Origin of the sequence: Thiogranum longum (genome assembly GCF_004339085.1) — a bacterium.
GTDB lineage: Bacteria > Pseudomonadota > Gammaproteobacteria > DSM-19610 > DSM-19610 > Thiogranum > Thiogranum longum.
Genome location: NZ_SMFX01000001.1, coordinates 629,145 through 654,922 on the forward strand (window position 1 = coordinate 629,145; position 25,778 = coordinate 654,922).

Sequence of the window (25,778 nt, forward strand, 5' to 3'; positions counted from 1 at the left end):
CGCAGGTTGCCTGGGCTGACGCGTTGGCTTCCTTTATGTCAGCTTGCAGGGAAGGTGATTTCACGGCTCATCTTGATGTCGGTACCAAACAGGGCATGCCAGCCAGGCTGGCTGAGAGTTGTAATGCAATTACCGATCTGGTTCAGGAGCAGGCCAGCGTCATTGCACGCTTCTCCGGTGACGCGACAGGCATAGCGCGAGGTGTCGTTGATAACCTGAACCAGGCGAGTGAGCAGGCTGAAAAAGATGCTTCGGAGATCAATGAAGCCGTATCGACACTTGACGGTTCTGTTAAACAGGTTTCAAACGGTGTAGTGCGGGCAACTGAAGCCTCTGCGCACGCCAGTAAATGCGCCAATGACAGTAATATCGCCATGACCGAGGCATTGGGTTCAATGGCGATGCTCAGTGGCGAACTCGGGAATGCCCGCGATGCCATGCAGCGGCTGGACGGTTTTGTGGATAACGTGGGAAATGTACTCAGCGTTATACGCGGTATTGCAGAGCAGACCAATATGCTTGCACTGAATGCTGCTATCGAGGCAGCCAGAGCCGGCGAGCAAGGGCGGGGGTTCGCCGTGGTCGCCGACGAAGTCCGCAACCTGGCGGGGCGCACGCAGAATGCGACACATGAAATCCAGGCGATCATCGAACAAATCCAGACCGGCGCGCGGGAAGTGGTTTCGGTGGTGGCTGAAGGTGATGGTCAGGCGACGGTTTGTGAGGAACTGATTGAAACGGCTTGTATTGCATTATCAGAAATTGGCGGGGAAATCTCTGCAATTGAATCGGCGACCACAGAGATTAACGCACTGACCGATGCCCAGCGTGGTGTGGTAGAACTGTTGGGTGATCGTATGGAACATTCTGCCGACGAGCGGAGATCAAGGCTTGAAAGCAATGGCCTGAGATCCATGGCGGAAGACCTGCACAAACTTGCCGACAAATTGAGCGGTAATTTCCGTTAAGTCCAATGGCGACTGGCCGCCACAAAGAACAAGTGCCAGTTGGCACGGACTGAATATTCACCTAAAGGACTGAGTGTCGTTTTATGAAACCCAGCATACTCCGCAATCTATTGATATCAAGTATATTTTTTGGACTACTTACCGGCGCAATATTCCCGTTCTTTGCTGAAATATTTGTCGATATCAAGGAGGGCATGTTTTTCTGGTTCCTGGGCGCGTGCTTGATGGCGGGTACTTTCATCGGTGTAAGCAACTACTGGCTGGTAAATGTAATCTTGCTGAAACGCCTGAAACGAATTTCAGAAATCGCCAATGCCATCAGCCAGAATGATGTGTCGCATGAATGCAAGATGCAGAGCAACGACCTGATTGGTGAAATCGTTGGTGCCTTCAATCAGATGGCGGCCAATTTGCGTAACATGATCGGGCAGATCAGCGGGGCAACAACCCAGCTGGCAGCTGCAGCCGAAGAAACATCTACCATCACGGATGAAACCAGCCGTGGCATACAACAGCAGCAGTCAGAAATTGACAGTATTGCCTCGGCAATGGATGAAATGACCTCGACAGTTCAGGAAGTGGCGCGCAGTGCGGCCGAAGCGTCGAGAGCCGCTGATAATGCAGACCACGACGCGAAGTCCGGCGCGCTGGTTGCAACAGAAGCCATAGGTGGCATTGATGTCCTGCTGGGTGAAGTGGATTCTGCCGCTCAGGTGATTCGTAACCTGGAGAAAGAAAGCGAGAATATCGGTTCCGTGCTTGATGTTATTCGGGGTATCGCTGAACAAACCAATCTGCTTGCGCTTAATGCGGCTATTGAGGCAGCCCGTGCCGGTGAACAGGGGCGCGGATTCGCTGTGGTGGCGGACGAGGTGCGTACTCTGGCCAGCCGTACACAGACCTCGACCCAGGAAATTCATGACATGATCCAGCGTCTGCAGGATGGCGCTGTCAATGCCGTCAAGGTGATGGAAGGCGCTCAGTCCAAGGCCCAGGGTAGTTCAGATCATGTCGAAAAAGTTGCCGAAGCACTGGCTTCAATAGCCGGTGCCGTGTCGAATATCAATGATATGAATACCATGATAGCCAGTGCTGCCGAGGAACAGAGCTCGGTGGCAGCTGAGATGCAGTCAAATATGAACAACATCCGTGGGGTGTCTGACCGTTCAGCCGAAGGGGCGAAGCAGACAGCCCAGGCGAGTGAAGAGCTGGCGCGCCTTGCAGCAGAGCAGCAGGAACTGATGGCCCAATTCAAACTGTAGAGCCTGCTGTAAACCGAAAACCGGTAAGCCGGACGGGAAACCGTCCGGCTTTTTTTATCCCTTTTGGGAGGGGTGAAAAGGCATGCAAAAAGGATTTTTGTGCTGTATTGTTCGCGCCCGGATCAATAAATTTTATTGGCTCGAAAAAAATTTAGTTGGCACCAGGGTGCAAAGAAGGGTTCGTAAACATGTCAGATCGCAGATTGCAGGTATTTCATACAGTTGCCCGTCTTTTGAGTTTCACCAAGGCAGCGGATAGTCTGCACATGACACAGCCGGCCGTCACCTTCCAGGTGCGTCAGCTGGAAGAGCAGTTCAACACTCGCCTGTTTGACCGTACCCATAACCGTATCAGCCTGACCGAAGCAGGGAGGAGGGTATTCGATTTTTCCGGTCGTATCTTCGATCTGTATGCGGAAATGGAAAATGCCATCAAGGACATGACCGGTGATGTCAGCGGCATCCTTATGATCGGAGCCAGCACTACAATAGCCGAGTACATGCTGCCCGCCCTGCTGGGAGATTTCAAAAAGAAATACCCGGACGTCAATGTTCAGCTCAAAGTATCGAACTCCGACGGTATCGTACACATGGTTGAGAATAACGTTATCGATCTGGGTGTGGTGGAATCGCCGGTCATGAACAAGAATCTTGTAGTGGAAGTGTGTCGCGTGGACCAGCTGGTGGCCGTGGTGTCACCTTCGCACCATCTGGCCGAGCGTGGTGTGGTGGGAATAAAGGATCTGCTCGAATACCCGTATATTTGCCGTGAAGAAGGTTCCGGAACGCGAGAAGTAATCGCCGAGTATATGAACGGTCTTGGTATTGCGCCGGGACAGGTGCACCTGTCGATGGAGCTGGGTAGTCCGGAGTCGATCAAGGGTGCAGTGGAGGCCGGTATGGGGGTTTCGATTGTGTCGCTGGCAACCATTCAGAAGGAACTCAAGCTCGGGACGCTGGTCAAGCTGAACCTCGAGCCTGCGCTGGAGCGGCCATTCTCGTTCGTGCACCAGAAACAGAAATTTCGCCACCGTGCCATGGATGAATTGCTTGAGTTTGCAAGAAACTACTGCAAATCACATCCTGACGTTGTATAAAACGACGTATGGATGACGAAAGAAAGAAAGTCCTTTTAGAAACCCTTGAAAAACTCTCGCCGACAGACCAGTCGGCGGTTGCCAGCTTTGCAGAATTCCTGTTGGGGCGCGAGCCCGGGTTTTCTTTTCCCGCGCAGGGGAGCACTGATCCGGTGAGGGATGAGCCGGTCGAAATCCCCGAGCCCGAGCACATTCAAGCACCCGAAAACGAGCGCGTGGTTGCGGCACTGAAACGGCTGTCAAAAACCTATCCTATGTTGGGCAAGAACAAGATGCTCGGCGTGACTTCAGACCTGATGACACAGCATGTACTGCACGGGCGCGAGGCCAGTGAGGTCATTGCCGAGCTGGAGCGCGTCTTTCAGGAAGCCTACGAAACACTTAAACAGGACTCGGACTGAGCGAATGGAAGTTATCCGTCAGTGGTTCCGGCGCCATTTCTCGGATCCCCAGGTTGTCATTCTGGCGCTGGTGTTGCTGCTGGGTTTTGTGGTGGTTATCACCATGGGCAAAATGCTGGCGCCAGTGCTGGCAGCTCTGGTGCTGGCCTATCTGCTGGAAGGCGTGGTTACAGCAATGCAGCGACTGGGTGCTCCGCGCCTGGTCGCTGTTATCCTGGTGTTCCTGGTCTTTATCATTGTGCTGGTTTTTGCGCTGCTGGGGCTACTGCCGAAGCTCTCCTACCAGGTGACGCAGCTGTTCCAGCAACTGCCTAATATTATCGGCAAGGGTCAGGACGTAATCATGCACCTGCCGGAACAGTATCCCGGCCTGGTCAGCGAGGCGCAGGTTGCTGACCTGATGAATGCTATCCGTGCCGAACTGGGCGGTCTTGGGCAGCGGGTCGTATCAGTGTCCATGGCGTCAGTGTTCGGCATCATGATGATTATGGTCTACCTGATACTGGTCCCTTTACTGGTATTCTTTTTTCTCAAGGACAAGCAGCGCATTATCGAGTGGTTTCAGGGTTACCTGCCGAAAGAGCGGGCGCTGACAACGCGGGTATGGCAGGACGTCAATGTGCAGATTGCCAATTACGTGCGTGGCAAGGCGTGGGAAATACTGATTGTCGGTGGCGTGTCGTATATCACGTTTACCATTATGGGTCTGCAATATGCGGTACTGTTGTCGACCCTGGTGGGCCTCTCGGTCATCATTCCCTATATCGGCGCAGCCGCAGTAACCTTGCCGATCGCTGCAATCGCCTTCTTCCAGTGGGGCTGGAGCAGTGACTCCTGGTATGTTTTGCTGGCCTACGGCGTGATCCAGGCGCTGGACGGTAATATCCTGGTGCCGCTGCTGTTCTCCGAAGTGGTCAATCTGCACCCGGTCGCCATCATTATCGCGGTCGTGGTATTTGGCGGTTTGTGGGGGTTCTGGGGTGTGTTTTTTGCCATTCCACTGGCTACCCTGGTACAGGCGGTACTCAAGGCATGGCCGAAGAAACCTTTGCCTGAAACAGACGCTTCCACGGCTTGAAGTTCAGCGCTCTGTCAGGTTTTCCGGATTCCGGCATCCGCCGGAATGACGGGGTTGTTATTTTTTTACAGGGTGTCTGACGCGTAATCCGCCAGTCGTGAACGCTCACCGCGGGTGAGGATAATGTGCCCGCTATGTGCCCAGTTCTTGAACCGGTCCACCACGTAGGTAAGACCGGAGCTGGTTTCGGTGATATAGGGCGTATCAATCTGTGCGACGTTGCCAAGGCAAATCACCTTGGTGCCCGGCCCGGCGCGTGTCACCAGGGTTTTCATTTGTTTGGGCGTCAGGTTTTGAGCTTCATCAAGAATCAGGTACTTGTTCAGGAAGGTGCGTCCGCGCATGAAATTCATGGAGCGGATCTTGATCCGGTTACTGAGCAGGTCGTTGGTGGCGGCGCGTCCCCAGTCACCGCCTACGTCAGATCGTGTCAGTACTTCCAGATTATCCATCAGTGCGCCCATCCACGGCGTCATCTTTTCTTCCTCGGTACCGGGCAGGAAACCGATGTCTTCGCCCACCGGCACAGTGACGCGGGTCATGATGATTTCCTTGTAGCGGTTTTCTTCCAGTGTCTGTGTCAGACCGGCTGCCAGTGCCAGCAACGTTTTGCCGGTACCGGCCGTACCCACCAGGCTGACAAAATCAACTTCCGGATCCATCAACAGGTTCAGGGCAAAGTTTTGTTCGCGGTTGCGTGCGCTGATGCCCCAGACAGTATGTCTTGACCCGCGGTAGTCGATAGCGGTTTCCAGGATGGCGCTGTCATGGCCGACGTCCCTGACCAGGGCTTCAAAGCCCTGGTCGCCGGGAATATAGACGCATTCATTGATATTCCAGGATTCCACCAGTGGACCGTGAACGCGGTAATAGTTGCGACCGTCCTTTTGCCAGGATTCCAGTGTATCGCTGTGCGCCTGCCAGAAATCTTCCGGCAGCTCGGTAAGGCCGGGGTACAGCAGGTTGACGTCTTCCAGCACCTGGTCGTTGAAATAATCCTCGGCATGTATGCCCAGTACGGCAGCCTTGATGCGCAGGTTAATATCCTTGGACACCAGTGTGACGGTTACATCAGGGTGCTCATTCTGCAGCGCCAGCGCCGTGGCGAGAATACTGTTGTCCGGGCGGTTGCCCGGGAGTACGTCCGGCAGGGCGGCCTTCAGCGTATGAGTCTGGAAAAACAACCGTCCGCTTTGTTCCTGCTGCAGGTCTTCGATCAGCCCACGTGTGACCAGCGGAATTCCCTGTTCGATTTGCTCCGTGGTGATGTCGCGCATCAGCTCGTCGAGAAAACGGCTGACCTGGCGTACGTTGCGGGCGACTTCCGAAACGCCTTTCTTGCCGGCGTCCATTTCCTCAAGTACCACCATGGGCAGGTAGACGTCGTGCTCCTTGAAGCGGAACAGGGATGTCGGGTCGTGCATCAGCACGTTGGTGTCGAGAATAAAAAGGCGTTTGGCGGCAGTGTCAGCCTGTATCATGGAGGGCGGTTGTTCCTCGCTGTGCAGGGTTTAAGGGTTGGCGCGGTTCAGTTCGCGCACGGCTTCGAGTACTTCATCGACGTGACCATCGACCTTGACCTTGCGCCACTCACGACGCAATTTTCCGCTGGCGTCTATCAGGAAGGTACTGCGCTCTATGCCCATTACTTTCTTTCCGTACATGTTTTTTTCCTTGATGACATCGAACAGTTTGCACAGGGCTTCATCTTTGTCCGATATCAGTTCAAAAGGGAACGCCTGCTCTGTCCTGAACTTTTCATGCGAGGCAAGACTGTCACGTGATACGCCGACTACCACGGTCTTGTTGCGGCGGAACTTCGCAATATTGTCACGGAAATTCTGGCCTTCCAGTGTACAGCCCGAAGTGTTGTCCTTAGGGTAAAAATAAATCACCACATTTTTGCCCTTGTGGTCAGAGAGGCGAAAAGTGCCACCGGTCGACTCGGCGCTGAAGTCAGGGACTTTCTTGTTGAGTTGTACAGCAGGCATGGTGCTTATCCTTTTACAGGCTCGATCACGGCATCCAGGTTCAGCCGGTCGCAAAAGTCCAGGAACTCCTCGCGCAGGGTGGCGATATGGGTGCTGGCGGGTACATCCAGCACCATGTGTACCGCAAACATCTGCGTGCCGGTATGCGCGGCGGCATAGGTCGAGGTGGAAAGGTCCTGGATGTTGATGTTGCGCTGGGAAAAGAAGCTGGCCAGGTTATGGACGATGCCAGGGTGGTCGAGGGCAACCACATCCACACCATAGGGCAGGTAATCGCCTTCGGCAGGTCTTTGCTCGGTACGCTTGATGTGCAGCGTCATGCCCAGCTGGTCCTGCATCGCGTCACACTGGTTTTCCAGTTTGGCAAGGTTGTTCCAGTTGCCGGTCACCAGCAGCAGCACAGCGAACTCACCGCCCAGCACAGTCATTCGGCTGTCGGCAATGTTGCAGCCACTGTCTGTCACCCAGCCTGACAGGCGGTCGACCAGTCCGGGCTTGTCCTCGCCCAGCGCAGCTATCACCAACTGGTTATTCATGCGTGCAGCCTACCACTAATCCAGTACCACGGCACGTAGCTGTTCGGCGGCTTCTTCCGGGCTGATAGTGCTGACAAAAAGACCTGATCCCAGCTCGAAGCCGGTCGGTATGCTGGTGCGTGGGCAGATCTCCATATGCCAGTGATAGCTGTCCTGGCAGTGACTGAAATCATTGTTGTGCGGCAGTGAGTGCAGGAAGAAATTGTACTGTGCCCCGCCGATCACGGCGTCCAGTCGTGCCATGGCGCGTTTCAGTACTCGCGACAGGTCTTCGCGCTGCGCGTCGTTAATTTCGATGAAATCGCTGGCGTGCTGCAAAGGCAGGATGTGCACTTCCCACTCGTAGCGGCTGGCAAAAGGTTTAATGGCAACAAAGTGCTCACCACGCTCGATCACGTACTGGCCAACGTCGATTTTACGCCGCACCGAACCAGACTCACGGTCATAGATCTTGGCCTCAAATGTCAGTGCTTCGTCGATCAGTGAGCAGAAAATACACTGCCGGTTCTTCTCGAAATATTGACGGCTGTGAATAACCTCGTTGTATACATTCTCGGGCACCACCGGCATGGCGATGACCTGGCTGTGGGTGTGCGCGATACTGGCGCCGGCGGCAGGGCCGAAGTTTTTGAAGACCAGGACATATTGTATGCGTGCATCGGCGTCGTACAGGGCGCGGATGCGGTCCCGGTACATCCCGATCAGACGAAACAGGTGCTCCTCGGACATTTCGTGAAGGGCAATACCGTGCTCCGGGTGGTCAATTATGACTTCGTGGCGACCGTAACCGTCGATAGCCTGCTGCAGTCCGAATACCAGGTTGCCGGAGTTGCTTTCGTCACCCAGAACCGGGTAGAGGTTTTCCACCACCCGCACCTGCCAGTCTCCGGTTTCCGGGCTTGCCGCGACGGTAGGCGGGGTCATTGCTTCATTGCCGGGACAGAACGGGCAGCGGTCCACGTGCTTGCGCGTGTCGCGCGGGGCAGGCGCTTCCTCCTTGCGCGGCCGCATGCCGCGGGCGGTGGATACCAGTACAGATTCACTGGGAACGATGGGGTTGATGCGGATTTCGCGGATAGTATCGGGCTGATCGCTCATAATGCTTTGCCAGTTGGTAAGGTAGGCTAATTATCATCGCCCAGCGCGAGATGGAAACCAAGGGTTGCTGAATCCGGTATTAATTGGACTAATCAGGCGGCGGCAGAGGGTCGCCCGCGCTTGTCAGCAGCGGGGTGGAAACGTAACATGCGGCTAGATTTTCATGGTGGAGAGTTCGATGTTTCACGGCAGTATGGTGGCACTGGTCACGCCCATGCGCGAGGATGGTGCGATCGACGAGGACAGCCTTGAAGGTCTTGTCGAATTCCACGTTGCCGCAGGCACCGATGCTATTGTGGCCGTGGGTACGACGGGCGAATCTGCGACCATTAATGAAAAAGAGCACTGCGCACTGCTGCGCCGCATTGTTGCCATGGTGGCCGGACGTATACCGGTTATTGCCGGCACAGGTGCAAACTCCACCCAGGAAGCCATCGATTTGACCCGCTGTGGTATGGAGGCCGGCGCCGACGCCTGCTTGCTGGTGGTGCCGTATTACAATAAACCCACACAGGAAGGGTTGTATCAGCACTACATGGCCATAGCCAGGGCGGTGCCAATCCCCCAGATCCTGTACAACGTGCCGGGGCGAACGGTGTGCGATATGTTGCCGGAAACCGTTGAGCGCCTTGCGCCTGTCGCCAATATAGTCGGCATAAAGGAAGCCACCGGTGATCTGCAGCGTGGCAGGGAGATCCTGGAGCGCTGTGGCGACCGGCTGGATCTGTACAGCGGAGATGATGCAACCGCCATGGAACTGATCCTGTTGGGGGCCAGGGGGGATATCTCCGTGACCGCCAATGTGGCACCAAAAGCCATGCATGATATGTGTGCGGCTGCGCTGGCAGGTGATCGCGAAACGGCGGAGAAAATCGACAGTACGCTGCGTGCCCTGCACCGCGACCTGTTTATTGAGTCCAGCCCGATCCCGGTCAAATGGGCTTTGCACGAAATGGGGATGATTCCGCCGGGCCTGCGTCTGCCCATGACGCCATTATCGCCAGAATGTTATCAGCCGGTTCGCGAGGCATTGCGTCAGGCCGGCGTGCACGAGATTTCCAATGCCTGAATCGAAAACAAGCGGACCTTTATCTATGCCAGAAAATTTCATTGCCCTGCGTATCCTGTTGCCTGTCCTGTTGCTGTCCGGTCTGTCCGGGTGCGGCACGCTGGACCGGATGTTTCCGGATCGCAGCGGGGACTACAAAAAAACACAAACTGAATCGGCGCTGGATGTACCTCCTGACCTTACCTCGACCCCGGTCAATGACGCCCTGGTAGTACATGACGGAGCCGCTACGCTGTCCGGTTATAACAGTGCCACCCAGACACGTAAAAGCGCCAGCGGGCAGGTGTTGCCAACACCGGAAGATATGAGTATTGAGCGTGACAAGGATCGCGCATGGCTGGTTATCAAAGGTGATCCGGCCACAGTCTGGAATCGGGCAAGACAGTTCTGGCTTGATTCGGGGTTTCTGATTAGCCGTGAAAATCCGGAACTCGGGGTGCTGGAGACCGACTGGGTGGATAGCCAGGTGAATGCCCCCGGCGATATTATTCGTAACACTATCAGCCGTGTCTTCCAGAGTGCCTATTCATCTTCGCTACGCGATCGTTACCGGATGCGCCTGGAGTCCGGCGAAAAGCCGGGTACTACCGAGATCTATATTACCCACAAGGGGTTACAGGAAAAACTGGAAGGTCGCACTGACGAAATCCAGACCACTGTCTGGGAACCGCGGCCCAGCGATCCTGGCCTGGAATCGGAAATGCTGAAGCAGATGATGGTTTATCTTGGCGCCACACCACAGCGTGCCGAGCAACTGCTTTCATCACAGCAACCTGCACCTGACAAGGCGGAATTGACCAAGCTGGGTGACGGGCAGCCGGTACTGGTACTTCACGACAGCTTTCCACAAGCCTGGCGCCGCGTCGGTATCACGCTGGACCGGATTGATTTTGCTGTCGAGGACCGGGACCGTTCAGCGGGCACCTATTTCGTGCGTTACAACGATCCGCTGAAACAACAGAAAAAGGGGTTCCTGTCGAAACTGGCATTCTGGTCAGATGATGAAACCGACAAGGTAACCACCTACCAGATCAAACTGGTTGATGATGGAGCGGATACACGCGTGATGGTTCTGAACGAAAAAGGTGAAGCTGAAACCACCGTTACCCCTGTTCGTATTCTGACGCTGCTCTACGAGGAACTGAGATAGGCGATGCGTTTTGCTTCACTGGGTAGTGGCAGCCACGGCAATGCAACACTGGTTGAGGTGCGCGCCACCTGCCTGATGATCGATTGCGGATTTTCCTGCAAGGAAACCGAAAAACGGTTGCAGCAGCTCGGAATTTCACCTGACAGCATTGATGCAATTCTGGTAACACACGAACACAGTGACCACATCTCCGGTGTCGCCAGGTATTCACGCCGTCATGGTACCCCGGTGTGGATGACCTCGGGGACTGAAGCCATGCACCAGGGTGGCGAAGTCGCCGAGCTGAATATTTTCAACAGCCATCAGTCTTTTAGTATCGGCGACATTGAAATTCAGCCTTTCCCTGTTCCCCATGATGCCCGCGAGCCCTGCCAGTTTGTATTTTCTGACGGTCAGTACCGGCTCGGATTGCTGACGGACACCGGCAGTATCACCCGCCATATGGTGGAGGCGCTGGAAGGGCTGGATGCCCTGATTCTTGAGTTCAACCATGATCCCGACATGCTCGCGGATGGGCCTTATCCACTTGGGCTCAAGGCTCGTGTAAGTGGTGATTTTGGCCATCTGAGTAATGCCCAGGCAGCTGATCTGCTCGGGCGGCTTGATCTGGGCCGCCTGAAACAGCTGGTGGCCGCACATCTTAGTGAAAAAAATAATCATCCCGAGCTGGCACGCGAGCACGTAGAAAATGCGCTTGGTGGGCATAATGTGGACATTTACATCGCCGACCAGCTGGTCGGTATCCCCTGGAAAAACCTCATCCAGAACAGGTTGCTACCGAACTGACCTGACTCAAGATTTTCAGCAATTTGCCACTAACCCGTGTGCATTGAGAGCGCGTGACAGGAAACGGCTGGCCATCCTGGCAAGGCCGTGATTCGCGGGGTCCGAGGGCTGAAATAGTGAAGTATGAAGTGTTTTCCCGGTTGTCTATCCGCAGCAAGGTATGGGGTGGTTTTGGTCTATTACTGGCCCTGACGGTTGCCGTATCAACGGTATCCTGGCGAAGCCTTTTCCAGATTGAAGATGAATTCAGCCGTATGGTGGAAGAGGTGCAGCCCACTATGCTGGCATCGCAGTCGTTGTCACGCTCGCTGGCGCAGGCTTCGGCTGCGCTTGGCACCTATCTGCTCACCCGGGAAAATACCAGCCGGGTGGAATACGGCGAGTCGCTGGAACAGGTCGAGGCCGCTATGTCTGATCTGGCAGAGCAGGCTGCCGAACAGAACAATGCCGAACTGGCGGATCATGTCGCTCATCTTGGAGCACTCGTGGAACGTTTTTCCGGTTACCGGGATCGCATGATTGCGCTGGCGGAGGACAACAAGACAAATCTGGCTGGTGTGGGTTATGCGGCGAGAAACCTGAATCCTGTCAGCCAGGAAATGTTGCAGATTACCAGCGAAATGATCAGCAGTGAATTTGAAGAGGATGTGACGCCCAGACGGCGGAAATTGCTTAACGAGATTCATGAATTGCGTTATGCCTGGGCCAATGTAATGAATGGTGTGCGTGCTTACATTGCCTTTCGCAGTAACAGTTCACTCGAGGAAATAGAACTTTATACTGGGCTTGCTGACCAGAAACTCAACAAGCTGTCTTCCTATGAAGGCGAGCTGACATTCGAGCAGGAAGACGGAGTGGCACGCTTCACCGATCTCAAGAAGAAATTTTCCGGTTTGTTTGAAGGCTTGAAGAAAATTGCTGCTGAAGGGGGCTGGCGCACCGATGTCAGTCTAATCCGTAACGAGGTTTCACCACTTCTTGCTGAAATTAATAATGAACTTGATGGGGTAGTAGAAGGGCAGCGTCAGCTTGCGATGACCGCCAGTGATGACGTGTTAAGTGACCTTCAGGGCAGTACTTCCTTCATTGGCATTCTGCTGGCCGTATCACTGTTTATTGGCATTGCCGTCATGATGCTGGCTGGACGCCAGGTTGTTTCTCCGATCCTGCGTCTTCGGGATATTCTCGAAGATATGGCAAAAGGCGAGGGCGACCTGACCCAGCGTGCAAAGCTTGCCTCGAAAGATGAGTTGGGACAAACCTCCGGTTATTTCAACCAGATGATGGGTGGTTTGCAGGAGATGGTGCTGGAGATAGCCGCTGTTTCCGAGCAGGTGCTGGGGAGTGCGCAGCAATCCAGCGAGCGCATCGGTACCGTACACAAGAATGTCACCGACGCGGCTGAACGTATACGCGGTACGGCAGCTGCCACTGAAGAAATGTCGGCAACCAGTGCAGATATTGCGCGTAATGCAGAAACGGCAGCCAGTGAAGCCGAGAAAGCGCGCGAGCAGGCCAGTGAAGGGAACGGCGCCATGCGTGAAATGGCGGGCAAGGCCGGGGTGATGGAAAATGAAGTCAAGCGTCTGCAGGAAAGTGTTGCGACGATTGAGGAAAAGGGGCGTGCCATGGAATCCATGGTCGGGGTAATCAACGAGATTGCCGAACAGACCAATTTGCTGGCACTGAACGCGGCCATCGAGGCGGCGCGTGCCGGCGAAGCCGGGCGTGGGTTCGCCGTGGTGGCTGACGAAGTGCGTCAACTGGCATCCAAAACCCAGCAGTCTACGGCCAGTATCCACGAATTGCTCGACAGTAATCGCAAGTCCAGCCAGGCGCTGGTTTCCACCATGCAGCAGGTGGCTGAGGCCGGTGGCTCGGTCTCGAATACGGTTTCAGATGCCGAGCGGGTGATCTCACGCATGTCGGAAAGCGTCAACCTGATGAACGATATGGTGGTGGAAATTGCCCAGGCCGCCCGTGAGCAGTCCCAGGCCAGTCAGGAGATTGCGCACAACGTGGAGACCATATCTGCCACAGAAACCGAGAATGCTGATTTAATGTCAGCCAGTCACGAGGAATTATCCGAGCTGACGGGCACAGCGGTTCGGCTTAAGGCTGTTGTGGACCGCTTCAAGGTTTAAGAAAAACAGCCAGCCGCCTGCGTGCGGCTGTACCACCTCCCGACCATCCCGTATCATAGCGTGCTTTCGTTTTGACCGGGAAAGCCCATGTTGCAGCTTGCTGGCGCACCTGCCTTTTCATCCTTCCGAATCCGTAAATTGCTCGAACGTGTGCAGCAGATCGCTGCCGGTGTTACGGGGCTGGAAGCTCACTACGTTCATTTCGTGGAGCCGGAGCAGGATCTGACGCCTGCCGAATGGCAGGTGCTTGAACAGCTGCTGGGCGGGGCAGACCCCAGCGTCAGGCAGGCAGCACACCGGTTCTGGGTTGTTCCACGCATTGGCACTATTTCTCCCTGGTCGAGCAAGGCCACCGATATCGCCCATAACTGCGGGCTGTTGAATGTGTCGCGTATTGAGCGAGGGATCAGTTTTGACCTGGGTCTTGAGGCAGGGGTCACCCTGGATGGTGATACGCTGGAATCGCTGTTGGCAATTCTGCACGATCGTATGACCGAGTCGGTGCTGACACGTGCGGAGGATGCCGAGGCGTTATTCAGTCATGCCGAGCCGGCGCCGCTGAGTCGCGTGGATATTCTCCAGGGTGGCCGTGATGCTTTACTGGCAGCAGACAGGTCGCTGGGGCTGGCGTTATCAGGTGATGAAATCGATTACCTGGTAGAAAGCTTTATTGCACTGGGCCGTAATCCCACTGATGTCGAGCTGATGATGTTCGCACAGGCGAACTCCGAGCATTGTCGCCACAAGATATTCAACGCCAGTTGGGTCATTGACGGCAAACCGCAGGACACCACCCTGTTCAACATGATCCGTGCTACGCATCGGGCCAGCCCCGACGGCGTGCTGTCCGCCTACCATGACAACTCAGCTGTTATCGAGGGCAATCCGGCGAAGCGCTTTTTTATCGACGCTGATTCCGGTGCTTATCGTGAGCACCATGAAGCTGCGCACATACAGATCAAAGTAGAAACACATAACCATCCGACTGCCATAGCACCTTTCCCGGGCGCAGCAACCGGTTCCGGCGGTGAGATCCGTGATGAAGGTGCTACCGGGCGCGGTGCCAGGCCCAAGGCTGGGCTGAGCGGCTTTTCCGTGTCCAACCTGCGGATACCGGACTTCGTGCAGCCGTGGGAAACCGATTACGGCAAGCCGGCACGAATTGTTTCTGCGCTGGAAATTATGATCGATGGGCCGCTGGGTGCCGCGGCCTTCAATAACGAATTTGGTCGACCTAACCTGTGCGGCTACTTCCGCACTTTCGAGGAGCGCGTACCGGGGCCGGCAGGCGAGGAAGTGCGTGGCTATCACAAGCCCATCATGATTGCCGGTGGTTACGGCAATATCCGTGAACAGCACATTGAAAAACAGGACATTCCTGCCGGCGGCCAGATTGTAGTGATCGGCGGACCCGCCATGTTGATTGGTCTTGGTGGTGGCGCAGCTTCATCTGTATCCAGCGGTGAGAGCGCCGAGCACCTGGATTTTGCCTCGGTACAGCGGGGCAACCCGGAAATGGAGCGCCGTTGCCAGGAAGTCATTGACCGTTGTTGGGAAATGGGCGAAGACAACCCGATTCTGTCTATTCACGATGTTGGCGCAGGCGGCTTGTCCAATGCAGTACCGGAACTGGTGAATGATGCCGGGCGCGGTGGCCGCTTCGAGTTGCGTGCCATTCCCAACGACGAGCCGGGTATGTCTCCCATGCAAATCTGGTGTAACGAGTCGCAGGAGCGTTATGTGCTGGCAGTATCGGATGCGCGTATCGAGGAATTCCAGGCGCTGTGCGAACGTGAACGCTGCCCCGTTGAAGTGCTGGGCGAGGCGACGCTGGAGCCACAGCTGGTGCTGGGGGACGGATATTTCGACAATACGCCCATTGATCTGCCGCTGTCTCTTTTGCTGGGCAAGCCGCCTAAAATGTTGCGCGATGTTCACCATCGTACTTTCAGCAAACCCGACCTGGAACTGCCGGATGATCTGACAGAAATCGCCTATCGTTTGCTGCGTGTGCCTTCGGTCGGCAGCAAGCAGTTCCTGATTACGATTGGCGACCGTTCTGTGACCGGACAGGTGACACGTGACCAGATGGTCGGACCCTGGCAGGTGCCGGTTGCAGATGTAGCCGTAACTTGTGCCGATTACCGCAGTTATCGTGGTGAAGCCATGGCAATGGGCGAGCGTCCACCGGTGGCACTGGTCGATCCGCCGGCCTCGGGACGTATGGCGGTCGGCGAAACCATTACCAATATGGCCGCCGCGTGTATCGAGTCATTATCCAGCATTCGTCTGTCGGCCAACTGGATGGCACCTGCCGGTCATCCGGGGGAAGATGCCGGCCTGTTTGATACGGTGCGCGCCGTCGGTGAGGCGCTGTGTCCACGACTTGGCCTTTGTATCCCGGTGGGCAAGGATTCCCTGTCGATGAAGACAGTGTGGGAGGAAGATGGCGAGCCACGTTCGGTCACTGGTCCCTTGTCATTGATCGTGACCGGTTTTGCACCGGTCAGCGATGTGTGTAAAACCCTGACGCCGCAGTTGCGTATTGATTGCGGCGATACCGACCTGGTGCTTGTTGATCTGGGCAAAGGGCGTAACCGGCTGGCCGGTTCGGCACTGGCCCAGGCATACAAGCAGGTTGGTCATCATGCGCCTGACCTCGACGACCCGGATGCATTGAAGAGTTTCTTCGCCGCTATCCAGGACCTCAACCAGAATGACCTGCTGCTGGCTTACCACGATCGTTCCGACGGTGGCTTGTTTACCACGCTGTGTGAAATGGCCTTTGCCGGTCATTACGGAGTGGAAGTTCAGCTTGACGAACTCGGTGATGACAGTCGCGCCGCGCTTTTCAGTGAGGAGCTGGGTGCGGTGCTGCAGGTGCGACATTGCGACACTGACGCAGTACTGGAGACCCTGCGCGAAGCCGGTCTGGGGCGATACAGCCATGTCATTGGTGCCTTGCGTGATGATGATCGCATTGTCTTTACCCGGGCACGCAAACCGCTGTTTGATGAAAAACGCATAGACTTGCAGCGCGCATGGTCGGAAACCAGTTACCAGATGCAGGTTCTGCGGGACAACCCGGAATGTGCAGAACAGGAGTTCTCTGCACTGCTCGACAGTAGTGATCCCGGTATGCAGCCACGTATCAGTTTTGACCCGGAAGATAACATTGCCGCCCCCATGATCGCGGTGGGTGTGGCGCCCAGGGTGGCTATCCTGCGTGAGCAGGGTGTGAACGGGCAGCTGGAAATGGCCGCTGCATTTACAGCGGCCGGCTTTGACTGCCGTGATATACACATGAGCGACATTATTACCGGGCGAGCAGATCTGTCCGGTTTTAGCGGCCTGGTAGCTTGCGGTGGTTTTTCCTACGGCGACGTACTGGGCGCAGGACAGGGCTGGGCAAGATCGATCCTGTTCAATGCCGGTGCCCGTGATGCCTTCAGTGCGTTTTTCGATCGTGACGACAGTTGGGGGCTGGGTGTGTGTAACGGTTGCCAGATGATGTCCGGCTTACGGGATATCATTCCAGGTGCTGCGCACTGGCCAGGTTTCGAGCGTAACCTGTCCGAACAGTTCGAGGCGCGTTATTCACTTGTTGAAATACTCGATACGCCATCAGTTTTGCTCAAGGACATGGCCGGCTCCCATCTGCCGATTGCCGTAGCACACGGTGAAGGTCGGGCCGCATTTACTTCACGTGAGCAGGCGCAGGCGGTTCTGGACAGCGGACACGTCGCATTGCGATACGTAGATCACTATGGCGAGGCTACCGAAGCTTACCCACACAATCCCAACGGTTCGGCATTCGGTATTACCGGTCTGACAACCGATGACGGGCGCTTCACCATCATGATGCCGCACCCGGAGCGGGTATTCCGCGGCGTACAGCATTCCTGGTGTCCTGACGAGTGGGGTGAGGATGGCCCCTGGTTGCGGATGTTCCGTAATGCGCGTTACCAGGTTGGTTAGTGCGTTCGTGACCATTCTGTGAAGACTTCTGCCCGCAAGTCGCTACACTACAGGTAAGCCTGTGTTTAAAGGGCCTGCAGCGGGTCCGGGCGAGGAACTTGCTCTTCAGGGCGCAGTCTCAACGTGCAGACCAGAGGGTAGAACTGTGTTGATCAGAAAACCAGCCGATCTTGACGAGTCAGATGTTACTCCATACGAAATATATCAGCAGCGACGCAAGTTCATGCAATCCGGGCTTGCCGTTGCCGGGGCAGCACTGACAGGTTCGTTATGGCTGCCGTCTGCGTCGGCAGCCATAACTATCGGTGAGGTGAAGGATGGCCCGTTCAGCACCGATGAGAACAAAACCGACCGCAAGGACGTTTTGACCTATAACAATTTCTACGAGTTCGGTGTTTCCAAGTCTGACCCTTTCAAAACCGCACACCGGATGAAAACCGATCCCTGGTCGGTAGAAGTTGTTGGTGAATGTGAAAAACCGGGCACATTTTCGCTGGAAGATATTCTGGCCCCGCATGCGCTGGAAGAACGTATATACCGGCTTCGCTGCGTGGAGGGCTGGTCGATGGTAATCCCGTGGATTGGATTCCCCCTGGCCGATCTGGTCAAGCGCTTCGCGCCAACCTCCAAAGCCAGGTTTGTGGAATTTGAAACCCTGTACGACAAGAAACAGATGCCGGGTCAGCGGCGGCGTGTACTGGACTGGCCGTATCGCGAAGGGCTGCGTATGGATGAAGCCATGAACCCGCTCACTCTTATGGCGGTAGGGTTATACGGCGAAACACTGCCTAACCAGAATGGTGCCCCCCTGCGCCTGGTGGTGCCCTGGAAATACGGATTTAAAAGTATCAAGTCAATTGTGAAAATCCGCTTTCGGGAAACACAACCGACCAGTTCGTGGATGAAGGCCGGTCCGCGTGAGTATGGCTTCTATTCCAATGTAAACCCGAATGTTCCACACCCGCGCTGGAGCCAGAAGCGTGAACGGCGTATCGGAGAACTCAGAAAGCGCAAGACGCTTATGTTCAATGGCTACGAAGAGCAGGTTGCTGCCATGTATTCAGGTATGGACCTGAAAAAGTATTTCTAGCCGGGTGGTTCGCAATATGCAAAAACGCATACTAAAGCCGCTGGTTTTTCTGTTATGCCTGCTGCCGGTTGTGGTTCTTGTTTGGCAGTTATTGACAGACCGGCTGGGCGCGAACCCGATTGATGAAGTGGCTGATGCAACCGGCGAGTGGACATTGCGGTTCCTGTTGATAACGCTGATGGCTACCCCGATCAAACGCCTGTTTGGCTGGGGCTGGATGGTCAGGGTGCGGCGTATGCTCGGGATTTTTGCGTTTTTCTATGCAACGCTGCACCTTGTTACCTACCTGTGGCTCGACCAGTTTTTCGACTGGGGCGAGATCTGGCTGGACATCCTGGACCGGCCATTTATTACCATTGGTATGCTGGCGTTCGTTTTATTGTTGCCGCTGGTGGTTACATCAAACAATATGATGATGCGCCGGCTTGGACGAAACTGGAAGCGGCTGCATCGCCTCGCATATGTTATCCCCTTGCTGGGCGTCGTGCATTTCTGGTGGCTGGTCAAGGCCGATGTGCTGGAGCCGTTGGTGTACGGTGGAGTGCTCGCGCTGCTGTTGCTCTTGAGGGTAAGGCGTAAAGCCTTGACCGGCCGGGTGGCCGGTGAGAACTGCGCGTCCTGACCCCCTTTGTTCAGGGGGGCGTGGAGGCGGCTATGGCATATCCTTCAGCTTTTTGTAATCAATGGCTTCGGCATAAGCCTTCAGGTCTTCTGCGCTGACGTCGTTGCCTTCAATCGTTACAAGAAAGCGTTTGGCAACGACGATATTGATTTCACCCTGTCTGTTGTCGCTGTCAAACTTGACGATGGCTTTCTGGCGTCCGACCCGTTCCAGTTTGCCTCCGTCAGAGGCAGCAAACATCGGGTTAGAAAACATCATCATCATGCCCTGCATCATCGGTGAGTCAGTGATTATTCTTACAGTAACCGAGCTGGCGTTCTTGCTGTATGTGCGTTCTGCCGTTACGCCACCACCAAACATGGCGCCGCCAGCAGCCTGGGACGAGGGAGGCTGTGCACTCCATCCGTCAAGGGGTTCGGGAAGAAATGCCTCGAGTTCGCCGCCTTTCTTTTGCTGGATCAATTGCGTCGCATAGTTCAGGCTTTCAACTGCATCCTTGTATTCACCGTCATGGTAATACTCCAGCGCCTCGTTGATAGAGTCTTCGATGTCATCTGCATAGCCCGGTCCGGAAAGCATAAAGATAGCTGCCGCAATACCGGTGGCTTTCAATGCACTGTTCAGTTCAAACATGATTCTCTCCTTTTTTCACAAAGTCGAAACACGGTCTAGTGAAGTCGCTTGTACCTGATGCGGTGCGGCTGGCTGGCTTCATCGCCCAGTCTGCGTTTCCGGTCTTCCTCATAGTCGGCATAGTTGCCCTCGAACCAGGTCACCTGGCTGTCACCTTCAAAGGCGAGGATGTGAGTGGCGATACGGTCGAGAAACCAGCGATCATGCGAGATAACCACGGCACAGCCAGGAAAGTCCAGTAACGCTTCTTCCAGTGCGCGAAGTGTTTCCACGTCAAGGTCGTTGGTAGGTTCATCGAGCAGCAGCAGGTTGCCGCCGCTACGTAGCAACTTGGCGAGATGTACGCGGTTACGCTCACCACCGGACAGTTTGCCGACGTGTTTCTGCTGTTCGGTGCCGCCAAAGTTGAAGCGTGATACATACGCACGCGAGTTGACCTCGTACTTGCCTATGGTAATGATGTCCTGACCGTCTGATATTTCCTCCCACACCGTCTTGTTGTCATCCAGTGCGTCACGGCTCTGGTCGACATAGGCCAGCTCCACAGTCTCGCCTATGCGCAGCTCACCCTCGTCGACGGACTCCAGGCCAGTCAACATGCGGAACAATGTAGTCTTGCCCGCGCCATTGGGGCCAATGATGCCTACGATGCCACCCTGTGGCAGGCGGAAGCTCAGGTCATCGATCAATAACCGGTCACCAAAGCCCTTGCGAATATGGTTGGCTTCGACCACCAGTTCGCCGAGCCTCGGCCCGGGTGGTATGTAGAGTTCCTTGGTTTCGTTACGTTTCTGTGCTTCCTGTGAGGCCAGTTCATCGAAACGCGCTAGGCGCGCCTTGCTCTTGGCGTGGCGTCCCCTGGGGTTGCTGCGAACCCATTCCAGTTCGGCCTTCATGGCCTTCTGGCGGGCGCTTTCGGATTTTTCTTCCTGTTCCAGGCGATTTTCCTTCTGTTCCAGCCACGAAGAATAGTTGCCTTCCCAGGGAATGCCGTGGCCACGATCCAGCTCAAGAATCCAGCCAGCAACGTTGTCGAGGAAGTAACGATCATGGGTTACGGCCACCACGGTACCCGGGTACTCAAGAAGGAAACGTTCCAGCCAGGCCACACTTTCGGCGTCGAGGTGGTTGGTCGGTTCGTCGAGCAGCAACATATCAGGCTTGGAGAGCAGAAGCTTGCACAGGGCTACACGCCGTTTTTCACCACCGGACAGTTTGCTGACACCGGCATCCCATGGCGGGAGGCGCAGTGCATCTGCGGCAACTTCCAGCGTGCGTTCCATGTTATGCCCGTCACCAGCCTGCAGAATATTTTCCAGCTTCGCCTGTTCGGCCGCCAGCGCATCGAAATCAGCATCCGGCTCAGCGTAGGCGGCATAGACTTCATCGAGGCGTTTTTGTGCATCAGTGATATCCGATAACGCTTCTTCAACGTTGCCGCGCACGTCCTTGCTTTCGTCGAGTTGCGGTTCCTGTGGCAGGTAGCCGACCTTGATACCGGCCTGTGGGCGAGCTTCACCATTAATTTCGGTGTCTATGCCGGCCATGATGCGCAGTAATGTGGATTTTCCGGAACCGTTCAGGCCCAGCACGCCGATCTTGGCGCCAGGGAAAAAAGACAGGGAAATATCACGCAGAATCTCGCGCTTGGGCGGCACAACCTTGCCAACCTGGTTCATTGTATAGACGTACTGGGCCATGTGTCCTCACCGGCTGGAGATAAACTCGGGACATTATACCGGTTGTGTGCTGCCAGGTTGAGTCACTATCTGTGGACCTGGAGTAGTGCAGGCCTGATAAGATCCTGGCAAACGGGTCAGGCAATGTGTAATGCCCGAGTCGGGTAATTATACCTTTTGTGGCGGATCCGCCCTGTTATGTGACATGGCAGAAATAGAAAAACCTTAAATAAATAGCCAGATAGCCGATAAAACGGCTCAGAGTACGAAACCGGGCAATTTCTGTGAGCTTAGCAGGGGATAATACGAAAACAATCATCAGCCTTGGCTTTGGTGCAGTCCTGGCGTTGATGTTTATGCTGGTTTTTATTGCCCTGGAGCAGATGCAGGCACTTAATAACAGTATTTCCAGTCTGGTTGAGGAAACCAACGCAAAGACCGCCGCGGCCAATACCATGCGCGATGCTATACGTCTTCGTGCCATCAGCCTCAAGACCATGCGGCTAACGGCAGACCCTTTTGAACGTGATGAAGAACACCTTCGTTTTCTTGGTTATGCCGGGCCGTACAGTCGTGCGCGCGAGCTGCTGATATCAAAGAAAATGGATGCCCGGGAGATCAAAATTCACCGCAAGCTGAGCGAATTTGCTCTGCGTGCGCAACCCGATAATGAATATGCAGCAGAGCTGTTGCTGAAAGGCGTGCCAGAAAAGGAAATTGATGCTGCAATGCAGGTTGCTGCCGCTAGCCAGGTGCAATTGCTCAAGCTACTTGATGAGCTGGTTAATCTCGAGCAGGAGAATGCTGAAACTGCTATCGATATGTCAGCTGCCCATTACCAGGAAACACGCCACAAAATGTTTGCGCTGGCGGTCATTGCGCTGCTCTTTGCCATCGTAATAGCATGGCTGGTGATACACAGGATAGCGGAAAAAAACCGGCGTATCTCCTACCAGGCCAGCCATGATGTACTGACAGGATTGATTAACCGTCGCGAATTTGAAAGGCACCTTGAATATCTTATTGGTCTTGCAACCTCGGATGGCCGTGAGCATGCATTGCTCTATATGGACCTTGACCGGTTCAAGATCATTAATGACAGCTGTGGACATCTTGCAGGAGATGAGTTTCTGCGCCAGCTTGCAATAGTCATGAAATCAAAGCTGCGCAAGTCGGATATTCTTGCCCGCCTGGGTGGAGATGAGTTTGGAATACTTTTGATGGATTGCCCACTGGGAAAAGCGGCAGATATTGGCGAGGAGTTACGTTCAACCGTTGAGGATTTTCACTTTTTCTGGGATGGGAGAACGTTTACGGCAGGTGCCAGTGTCGGTATTGTTGCAGTCAGGTCCGACGAAATGAATCCTGCCGCTGTCCTTAGTACAGCAGACACAGCCTGCTATATGGCAAAAGAGGCGGGGCGCAACCGGGTGAATATCGCAGCCACCAACGACAAGGATATCATTCGGCATCGTGGTGAGGTTAATACGATTAGCCGTATCAAGGATGCACTCGAACAGGATCGCTTCTGTCTGTATTACCAGCCTGTGGTTCCGGTCCGGCAGGAGCAATCCCTGTCTCCCCGGGTAGAAATACTGGTTCGCATGATCGCAGCTGATGGCACCCTGGTACAGCCAGGTTCATTTATCCCTTCAGCAGAACGTTATAATCTTATGGCGGCCATCGATCACTGGGTTGTATTGCATGCCATTGATTGGCTGGAAGCCAGGCGATCAGATGCGGGCCTGCCGGTGTTTATGATTAATCTCTCCGGGCAGTCGCTGTCGGACGGGCCACTACTGAACAGTATTGTAGACAAGTTGTCGGCCAGCGCAGTAAGCCCGGGGCAACTGTGCTTCGAAATTACAGAAACCGCCGCTGTCAGTAATCTTTCGTCGGCAATCGAATTTATGGAGGCCATGAAGGACCTGGGCTGCCAGTTTGCGCTGGATGATTTTGGCTCGGGCCTGTCTTCGTTTACCTATCTCAAACGTCTGCCGGTAGACTACCTTAAGATTGACGGATCTTTTGTCAGGGAGATTGCCGATGATCTTATTAGTCGCGCCATGGTCAAGTCCATCAACGATATTGGTCATGTCATGGGCAAACAAACGATAGCAGAGTTTGTGGAGAATCCAGCCATCCTTGAACAGGTCAGAATGCTCGGTGTTGACTATGCGCAGGGGTATGGTATTGCTCGTCCACAGCCTCTCGATGACGCAGTGATATCAGATCCTGCTTTCCTGCATTCAGAAGCCGGGCAAAGAAGAGCCTGGTAGGCCAGTTGGACCGCATGCCGGGAAAAAAGAAAATGGGGGCAGTCCCTGTCAACCGGTTTTGCACCTGTCGATAAGGGCTGACCCCGAATACTGTTTAACCATGCCTGACTACTCAGCCAGTGTTAAACCACTTGGAACGCGCTTCGGTGAATCATCACGCAGGTCAATGCTGGAAGGGTCAGTCAGTGCATTCAGGAAGTCCAGGATGCGATCGACGTCTTCATCGTCATAGCCCAGTGGTGGCAGTTCATTGTGGTCTGCAATGAAAGCAACACGGTCTGGATCATCCATGGTGATGAAGTCGAGAGCATCGAGATCATCACGTGATGGCAGTACGGCCTGGGACCGGTCATAGTTGCTGAGTGCATTAACCGCATCCACATGATGTTCTACAACCGCACGCAGTGTGTTATAGGCGCCGGCATGACCGTAGGGTGCTGTCAGTGCTACGTTGCGCAGTGTAGGTGTGCGGAACTTCAGGATATCGGTTTCTTCGCCAGTGACCTGTTGACGACCGAAGTCTTCATGTCCACCGGTTTTGCCCGGACTGTTACTGCCACGACCGGCGCCGACCTGGGGCATGGCGATAGCATGGAACTGCAGGTCGGTCTGGAACGGGCCACTGTGGCAGGAAGCGCAACTGTTACCGTTCTCGTCACCTTCGTAGAACAGTTCCATGCCGTCCTGGGCATTCTCACTCATGGCATCCTCATCACCGCGCAGGAACAGGTCAAAGGGGCTGTTGTCGGCACGCCAGTTCACACCCTCGAAGGCTGAAATTGCATTGGCTGCATGCGCATAAGTAATATCCGATGCATCAAAAATTTCACCAGGGAAGGCGGCCCTGAACATGTCCACGTATTCCGGGATCGCCTGCAGGCGCTGGGCCAGTAATTCCCAGACTCCGCCCGGGCCGGCAAGATTTCCGGCTGCGGCAGCGATGGCGACTTCATTCTCTGGCGCCTGACCAGCCATTTCTGTTGCAGAAGTTACCGGGAACATGGCCTGACAGGCTAATACATTTTCGAGGTTGTCAGGCAGATTTCCGCCAGCCGGTGTCTTGCACCCGCTGGGGAAGGAGGGGTTTACCTCTACACGCCCATCGTGGAACAGGACTGTGAACGATTTCGCACCAAGGTTGAATACCGGAGGTGCATTGCGTGGCACACGCTCGTGGACGGCATCATCACCGTTACCGGTGTCGCGTGTCACGCCTAATCCGACAGCGCCCTCACCAACAGGCAGGGACAGCCCGTCACCGGTGTCTGTCAGAGTGTGGTGGCAGGTACCACAGGATATATTCATGTTGCCGCTAAGAATTTTGTCGAACATCAGGTTTTTGCCCAGCTCCACTTTTTCCGCGTTCGGGTCGCGGAAGTCCATGTCTGTCACCGGATCCGGTAGTACATCGTCTTTTTTCTCTTTGCCTTTGCCTTTGCTTCCGGCGTACGCGGCACTGCTTGCCAGCAGCAGCGTCGCGATCGAGGCTGTAGTAATAGCTGTCGTTAATTTCATTGGTTATTTCTCCTCTGCTTCATCTCCGGGACGAAGCACATGTTTCCAACAGGTGGCAGGTAAATCAGGAAGGTTTTTCTAACAGCCGGATTTCAGCGGTTATCCCTCCATGCAAAAGGACTGGACAATGGTCTTGTATAGGTCGTGTATAAAACCGTGAGCGCCCTTCGCTGAGGACTTGCCCTGGTTTTAGTCTTAGTCTCAGTCCAGGATGAGCAATGGCATGATCTGATTTTTGCTGTATGTAACTTCCGGTACCAGGCAGGAGATATTTATTCATATTTAGATAAAACAGTTAGTTAAGTGATAAATGTTGCGTACTGAGGCTGTCTCTGCGGCAATATGCCCAAGGGGGCCGGCGAAAGCCTGATGGCTGGGCGAAACGCCCTGATTCCAGTATGA

General features: G+C 54.9%; 20 protein-coding genes. 13 read left to right on the top strand and 7 right to left on the bottom strand.

Annotation, left to right across the window (positions count from 1 at the left end):
- Positions 1 to 374: 374 nt before the first annotated feature.
- From DFR30_RS14730 to DFR30_RS03150, 5 genes are all read left to right on the top strand, one after another.
- Positions 375 to 968, top strand: coding sequence for a methyl-accepting chemotaxis protein (locus DFR30_RS14730; RefSeq protein WP_424565405.1), 594 nt, complete (start codon positions 375 to 377; stop codon positions 966 to 968).
- Between the two features lie 83 nt (positions 969 to 1,051).
- Positions 1,052 to 2,230, top strand: a complete 1,179-nt coding sequence (locus tag DFR30_RS14780) for a methyl-accepting chemotaxis protein (protein WP_132971284.1) — start codon at positions 1,052 to 1,054, stop codon at positions 2,228 to 2,230.
- Between the two features lie 188 nt (positions 2,231 to 2,418).
- On the top strand, positions 2,419 to 3,327 hold the full coding sequence (locus tag DFR30_RS03140; RefSeq protein ID WP_132971285.1) for a LysR family transcriptional regulator: 909 nt from the start codon (positions 2,419 to 2,421) through the stop codon (positions 3,325 to 3,327).
- 8 nt (positions 3,328 to 3,335) lie between these two features.
- Entirely contained in the window at positions 3,336 to 3,728 is a 393-nt protein-coding gene (locus DFR30_RS03145; protein ID WP_132971286.1) for a Crp/Fnr family transcriptional regulator, read from the top strand.
- A gap of 4 nt (positions 3,729 to 3,732) precedes the next feature.
- Positions 3,733 to 4,806, top strand: a complete 1,074-nt coding sequence (locus DFR30_RS03150; RefSeq protein ID WP_132971287.1) for an AI-2E family transporter — start codon at positions 3,733 to 3,735, stop codon at positions 4,804 to 4,806.
- 65 nt (positions 4,807 to 4,871) lie between these two features.
- On the opposite strand, the gene DFR30_RS03155 is transcribed toward DFR30_RS03150, so the two are convergent.
- The 4 genes from DFR30_RS03155 to DFR30_RS03170 are packed head-to-tail and all read right to left on the bottom strand — an operon-like array spanning position 4,872 to position 8,431.
- Complete coding sequence (locus tag DFR30_RS03155) at positions 4,872 to 6,287, bottom strand: PhoH family protein (protein WP_132971288.1); 1,416 nt, start codon at positions 6,285 to 6,287, stop codon at positions 4,872 to 4,874.
- A gap of 30 nt (positions 6,288 to 6,317) precedes the next feature.
- A complete protein-coding gene (locus DFR30_RS03160; protein WP_132971289.1) occupies positions 6,318 to 6,797 on the bottom strand; it encodes a peroxiredoxin in 480 nt (159 codons plus the stop codon).
- Positions 6,798 to 6,802: 5 nt separating this feature from the next.
- Positions 6,803 to 7,333: a glycine cleavage system transcriptional repressor gene (locus DFR30_RS03165; protein ID WP_132971290.1), complete on the bottom strand. Its 531-nt coding sequence runs from the start codon at positions 7,331 to 7,333 to the stop codon at positions 6,803 to 6,805.
- 15 nt (positions 7,334 to 7,348) lie between these two features.
- On the bottom strand, positions 7,349 to 8,431 hold the full coding sequence (locus tag DFR30_RS03170; protein WP_132971291.1) for a galactose-1-phosphate uridylyltransferase: 1,083 nt from the start codon (positions 8,429 to 8,431) through the stop codon (positions 7,349 to 7,351).
- A 178-nt stretch (positions 8,432 to 8,609) separates the two neighbouring features.
- Here DFR30_RS03170 and dapA point away from each other — a divergent pair, with 178 nt between their 5' ends.
- The 7 genes from dapA to DFR30_RS03205 all read left to right on the top strand — a co-directional run bounded on the left by dapA (position 8,610) and on the right by DFR30_RS03205 (position 19,270).
- Positions 8,610 to 9,500 carry a 4-hydroxy-tetrahydrodipicolinate synthase gene (gene dapA / locus DFR30_RS03175; RefSeq protein WP_132971292.1) on the top strand — a complete coding sequence of 297 codons (891 nt, stop codon included), beginning with the start codon at positions 8,610 to 8,612 and terminating at the stop codon, positions 9,498 to 9,500.
- A 25-nt stretch (positions 9,501 to 9,525) separates the two neighbouring features.
- Positions 9,526 to 10,650: an outer membrane protein assembly factor BamC gene (gene bamC / locus DFR30_RS03180; RefSeq protein ID WP_165869071.1), complete on the top strand. Its 1,125-nt coding sequence runs from the start codon at positions 9,526 to 9,528 to the stop codon at positions 10,648 to 10,650.
- 3 nt (positions 10,651 to 10,653) lie between these two features.
- A complete protein-coding gene (locus DFR30_RS03185) occupies positions 10,654 to 11,436 on the top strand; it encodes an MBL fold metallo-hydrolase (RefSeq protein WP_132971294.1) in 783 nt (260 codons plus the stop codon).
- A 116-nt stretch (positions 11,437 to 11,552) separates the two neighbouring features.
- Positions 11,553 to 13,580: a HAMP domain-containing methyl-accepting chemotaxis protein gene (locus DFR30_RS03190; protein ID WP_165869072.1), complete on the top strand. Its 2,028-nt coding sequence runs from the start codon at positions 11,553 to 11,555 to the stop codon at positions 13,578 to 13,580.
- 87 nt (positions 13,581 to 13,667) lie between these two features.
- Entirely contained in the window at positions 13,668 to 17,558 is a 3,891-nt protein-coding gene (gene purL / locus DFR30_RS03195; protein WP_132971296.1) for a phosphoribosylformylglycinamidine synthase, read from the top strand.
- Positions 17,559 to 17,703: 145 nt separating this feature from the next.
- Positions 17,704 to 18,648 (top strand): protein-methionine-sulfoxide reductase catalytic subunit MsrP, encoded by a 945-nt coding sequence (msrP, locus tag DFR30_RS03200; protein ID WP_132971297.1) that lies wholly within the window; start codon positions 17,704 to 17,706, stop codon positions 18,646 to 18,648.
- Between the two features lie 16 nt (positions 18,649 to 18,664).
- Entirely contained in the window at positions 18,665 to 19,270 is a 606-nt protein-coding gene (locus DFR30_RS03205) for a protein-methionine-sulfoxide reductase heme-binding subunit MsrQ (protein WP_132971298.1), read from the top strand.
- 30 nt (positions 19,271 to 19,300) lie between these two features.
- Here DFR30_RS03205 and DFR30_RS03210 read toward each other — a convergent pair whose 3' ends face one another.
- Together DFR30_RS03210 and ettA are read right to left on the bottom strand one after the other, a co-directional pair.
- Complete coding sequence (locus DFR30_RS03210) at positions 19,301 to 19,903, bottom strand: hypothetical protein (protein WP_132971299.1); 603 nt, start codon at positions 19,901 to 19,903, stop codon at positions 19,301 to 19,303.
- A 35-nt stretch (positions 19,904 to 19,938) separates the two neighbouring features.
- Entirely contained in the window at positions 19,939 to 21,603 is a 1,665-nt protein-coding gene (gene ettA, locus DFR30_RS03215) for an energy-dependent translational throttle protein EttA (protein ID WP_132971300.1), read from the bottom strand.
- A gap of 263 nt (positions 21,604 to 21,866) precedes the next feature.
- On the opposite strand from ettA, the gene DFR30_RS03220 reads away from it, so the two are divergent.
- Complete coding sequence (locus DFR30_RS03220; RefSeq protein WP_132971301.1) at positions 21,867 to 23,861, top strand: EAL domain-containing protein; 1,995 nt, start codon at positions 21,867 to 21,869, stop codon at positions 23,859 to 23,861.
- 108 nt (positions 23,862 to 23,969) lie between these two features.
- Here the strand turns inward: DFR30_RS03220 and DFR30_RS03225 are convergent, their stop codons facing one another.
- A complete protein-coding gene (locus tag DFR30_RS03225) occupies positions 23,970 to 25,376 on the bottom strand; it encodes a cytochrome-c peroxidase (RefSeq protein WP_132971302.1) in 1,407 nt (468 codons plus the stop codon).
- Positions 25,377 to 25,778: the final 402 nt, after the last annotated feature.